General features: G+C 34.4%; 5 protein-coding genes and 1 pseudogene. 5 read left to right on the top strand and 1 reads right to left on the bottom strand.

What is annotated here, in order from left to right; translation table 11 throughout:
- Positions 1–149, bottom strand: a pseudogene (locus BU200_RS11340) (IS5/IS1182 family transposase); the annotation flags it as partial.
- Between the two features lie 300 nt (positions 150–449).
- On the opposite strand from BU200_RS11340, the gene BU200_RS10150 reads away from it, so the two are divergent.
- The 5 genes from BU200_RS10150 (at position 450) to BU200_RS11575 (ending at position 4,158) form a co-directional block, all read left to right on the top strand.
- Positions 450–764 carry a hypothetical protein gene (locus BU200_RS10150; RefSeq protein WP_075100013.1) on the top strand — a complete coding sequence of 105 codons (315 nt, stop codon included), beginning with the start codon at positions 450–452 and terminating at the stop codon, positions 762–764.
- A gap of 67 nt (positions 765–831) precedes the next feature.
- A complete protein-coding gene (locus BU200_RS10145) occupies positions 832–1,920 on the top strand; it encodes an AAA family ATPase (RefSeq protein ID WP_075100012.1) in 1,089 nt (362 codons plus the stop codon).
- The gene (locus BU200_RS10140; RefSeq protein WP_075100011.1) at positions 1,917–2,498 is read left to right on the top strand and encodes a hypothetical protein; all 582 of its coding nucleotides are present in this window, start codon (positions 1,917–1,919) and stop codon (positions 2,496–2,498) included. Before BU200_RS10145 ends, BU200_RS10140 begins: the two co-directional genes overlap by 4 nt.
- Before the next feature lie 330 nt (positions 2,499–2,828).
- Positions 2,829–3,992, top strand: coding sequence for a Rep family protein (locus BU200_RS10135; protein ID WP_075100014.1), 1,164 nt, complete (start codon positions 2,829–2,831; stop codon positions 3,990–3,992).
- On the top strand, positions 3,985–4,158 hold the full coding sequence (locus BU200_RS11575; protein ID WP_228065107.1) for a DNA-binding protein: 174 nt from the start codon (positions 3,985–3,987) through the stop codon (positions 4,156–4,158). Before BU200_RS10135 ends, BU200_RS11575 begins: the two co-directional genes overlap by 8 nt.
- Positions 4,159–4,292 lie beyond the last annotated feature (134 nt).

Raw genomic sequence — 4,292 nt, 5'->3', positions numbered from 1 at the left:
TTGCGTGGACGACCTCCTTGACGATGTTGACGTTGGTAAGCTACATTGAGACAGGTAAGCATTTCTTGAAAGGTCTCTTTTTGAACACCTATGAGAAGTTTGAAGTTCTCTGAACTGAGTTTTTGAGCTTTTTCATACATTGTTTCCATACAAATAGTATATCACATTTGGTTACCGAACAAGTCTAATACTTTCTTAAAAATAGATAAAATATGAAGTCAAAAACTAATATATAATCTAAATATAAAGATTAGCTAATCCTTTAATAAAATGAAAGGAGGATATTCGCTATGAGAGTGCACAAATTCTTGCCCTAGAAAGCTTAGTATGTTTTCACTGTATTTTCTTCAAAATAGATAAAATATCAATCTCACAAATGAGTTATAATATCCTTAGTTAAACGAGTAGCTACGGATTTAACAAAAAATTTATAAAAGGGGGGTGCTTATATGAAAGCACGTTCAAAAAAAGGTGGTTATAATGCTGCCACTGCCGCAGAGTATCTTTCCCTAGAGGCTCCACTCTGTTCACTTAGCACTGAGCTAGAGCCTCGATATGAATATGTAGATGGTAAATCTACTGGAAATATTATAGCGTACTCAGCTTGGTTCGTTCAGGAAGGAAATGACCCCTTCAAAGTAAAATTTGAGAATAAAATCAAATTACCAGAATTTTTAAGTACAGTCACATTAGAGGATTTAGAAGCTGTTGTGGTTAACTACACCGTTTATTTTCGTGCTAACAACATGATGCAAATTAGTTAAAATTAACATAGTCCTGTATTGGCAGAGAAGAAATCTTCTCTGCTCCTACAGGGATTGAGAGGAAAAAATGCTCATAAATCATGAAATTTTAAAACATCATCTAACACAATCTCTAAATATGGGGTTAGCGTTAGACGCAGAAAATTCATATAACCATAGTTTTGATATAAAGATATCAGATAATGGGATGTTATTTATTCCATTCATTCCAGCTGGCTTTGTACTTACTGAGGAACTTTACCAAAAAATTTATACGATTACATCTGTTGCGAGTTATCCGTATAAAACTGTATTAAAACAGAATGCTGCACGCATTGTACAAACGGGTGTTGATGATATTCATAGAAGCCGAGCATTTGAATTTCCGTGGATAGATGGAGTTCCAAAGCGTCTTATTATTAACGACCTGAGGTTGTATTCGCGTCAACTTGCAGGGAGTAGTCGAATTCCTCTCATGGCAGATGGGATTGCAGATATAAATATCTACAAGATGACAACAGTTATCATTAGCGGAAATAGCGGCTCTGGTAAATCATATTGTTTGACCTATCTTTTAGAAATGCTGAAACTTCGGTCTGATTTAGTTGTTGTAGACCCAAAGTTTGATGCACCTAGTCGGTGGTGTCGCGAAAACAATGTTGGGTTGATTGCACCACATTCTAATCGCTCTAAATCGGATTTTATTACACAAATCAACAATAGTTTGAGTCTAGCAGTCGACCTCATTCACAAACGACAACAGCAACTATATGACAATCCTCAACAGTCTTTTAAACGATATACGATCATTATCGATGAGGTGATGGCTCTAACTGAAGGTATTCCTAAGCAGTTGAAAGAGATATTTTTCTCTCTTATTAGCCAGATTGCTCTATTAGGTCGAGCAACTAAAGTCGGTTTAATTCTAGTTAGCCAGCGATTCGACCATCAAACCATCCCAACTTCTGTAAGAGATCAGGCTACTGTCCTAATACAGGTGGGCATCGTCAATTCAAGAACTACACAGTTTTTATTTCCAGATTTTGATGTTACAGGACTAGTCATTCCTACTGGACAAGGGACAGGACTTGTCCAGATAATTGATAGCGATTCGCCCCATCAGATATTGCCACTACTCACACCCACTTATTCATTTAACGGAGGGAATGTTTTATGACATTATTTACAAAAACAATAAATAAACTTGTGAACGTATTTGCCTTTGGTATTTTAATAATCGTTTTTGATTTTGGGCTATCAGTTCTGTTAAAAACAATCCAGAGTCTCAATATTCCTTATTTAGAATTTGTAGAGTTGATTATTTTCTGGCTTAAAATAACTGCCGGACTAGTGCTAGCTATTCTACTTCTTACATTTATGATTCTTATTACAATCAATATTGTGAATAGAATATTATACGATGGTCTGTTCAATTGGTTTAAATCATTTCTAGCTACCTATAAGCTTAGAAAATTCATGAGACTCGAAGAATCAAAAGAAGATTCACGGGAGAATAACCAATCATCTAAAATATACAAACAGTACAATAAACTTCTTAAGCATTGCTATGTGGATTTGGACTATTCTGAATGTCTTATCCTCATCAAAGCACCAGCTACCGTACAAGTAACTGATTTGCTCACTAAAATGTTACAAAAAATCAGAGACTATGTTGCGAATGAATATCCAGATTATAAATTTTCTCCATTCAAAAAAGATGGTAAATATCATATCTGTCTAGGTGGTATACTATAGAATATCGTTGAAAACTTGGGGCTTGCTTTGAAGCAAAAGCCCCAAGTTTTCAACAGTTTTAGTTCCATCTGCTATTTCTCACCTCACTGATTGGTAACAGGGCTTGTTATTGTTACCAATAAATTTAGTTCCATCCGTTCCAATTTTATACTTACCTGTCTTTGCTTCTTTTAACAATATTTTAAATAGACTATAAAAATCTTACTTTATCGTTTTTCCAAAAATCTTTTTAAAAATAGATAAAATTCATACTTCTTTTCTTTGATATGATAAGAACATACATAAGAGAAAGGACGGTAAGACCATTTGAATACCAAATGTAAAAATGTCATGTTTGTCCAACAATTGAAATATCTGAAACATTCAAATTTACAAGATATTTTAACGGATATTAGTGAAAAATTAACACCCAAAAAATTTGCGGGGATTATCCATGATAAAGATAGGAATGAGAGCAATGAATTAGTAGAGCCTCATGTTCATATCGTCTTGCAATTTGAGAATGCACGAAGTATGGCGAATCTAGCAAAACTGATTGACCAACCACAGAATTGTTTTGAAAAATGGAATGGCAGTGTTAACAATGCTTATTCCTACTTAGTACATCATACAACATCTGTCTTAAATAAACATTTATATGAGCCTAAAGAGGTAATAGCTAATTTTGACTATATTGAATTGCTAGAAAAAATAGAAAATCATGTCAATAGGCATCAAAAAATTAACGATACTACTGTTATCAATAATTATTTAGATTTACTCTATGCAGGTCAAATCACAAAAGAAGAAATTGAACAGCAGTTAACAGGTTCACAGTATGCAAAAGCTAAACCTAAGATAGAAGCTGTATACATCAAGTCTCTTGAGATAAGGGCTGAGGCTTGGAGACAAGAGATGAGAGAAAAACAAGAACCTGTGACAGTTATTTGGCTGTTTGGACAGACTGGAACTGGCAAAACTCGCCTAGCAAGGCACTATGCAAATCAATATGACCAACACTATTTTATCACAGGTTCAAGCCGTGACCCTTTCCAGCGTTACAATATGGAGCATGTCGTTATTTTAGACGAATTACGTCCCAATCTTTTTGAATATGCTGACCTATTAAAGATATTTGACCCTTATAACAATCAGACAATGGCAAGTAGTAGATATTTTGATAAGCCTCTGGTTGCGAATGTATATATTGTCACAACACCTTATTCACCTTCTGATTTTTTTAATGAAATGTCTAAACACGGACGAATTAACAACACGATTGATAGAGCTAGTCAGTTGTTACGACGTATAAGAGTTGTAGCAGAGGTTGAGGAAAAAGAAATTATTTTTTATGCTTTTGAGCCCCTTCTAAAGGTATTTGTTAAAGACTGTGAACGAACTATAGATAACCCTTTTTATACCCTTGATACAGTTGATAACTACCATGATACAGATATTAGTTTTCAACTATTAAAAGCATTAAACGAGGTGAGAACTACAGATGAGAATGAATAACTATCTATTAACAAGACAACAGGCGTCTGACTTTCTAGGTATTGACCCCAAGTCATTTGACAAAATTTTCAGAGCTGATGACCAATTCAAACGGTTCATGATTGGAAGTCGAGAGCGATATACCCGTAAAGAATTGATAAATTTCGTAAATAAAAAATTAGTTTAATTGTTAAGGGCACCTCTAAAAACTTCAAGTAGTTGTTAAGTAAGCCCTATTTGTAAGCATTAATTCCAGTAAGCTTCGCTTTCGAAGCTTACTTTTTGCTTATTTTCCTATTTTTGGGCGCACTAAGCCCATGA

The organism is Streptococcus acidominimus, assembly GCF_001921825.1.
In the GTDB taxonomy this organism is placed as follows: Bacteria; Bacillota; Bacilli; order Lactobacillales; family Streptococcaceae; genus Streptococcus; species Streptococcus acidominimus.
This window is presented reverse-complemented; position numbering and strand designations above follow the sequence as displayed.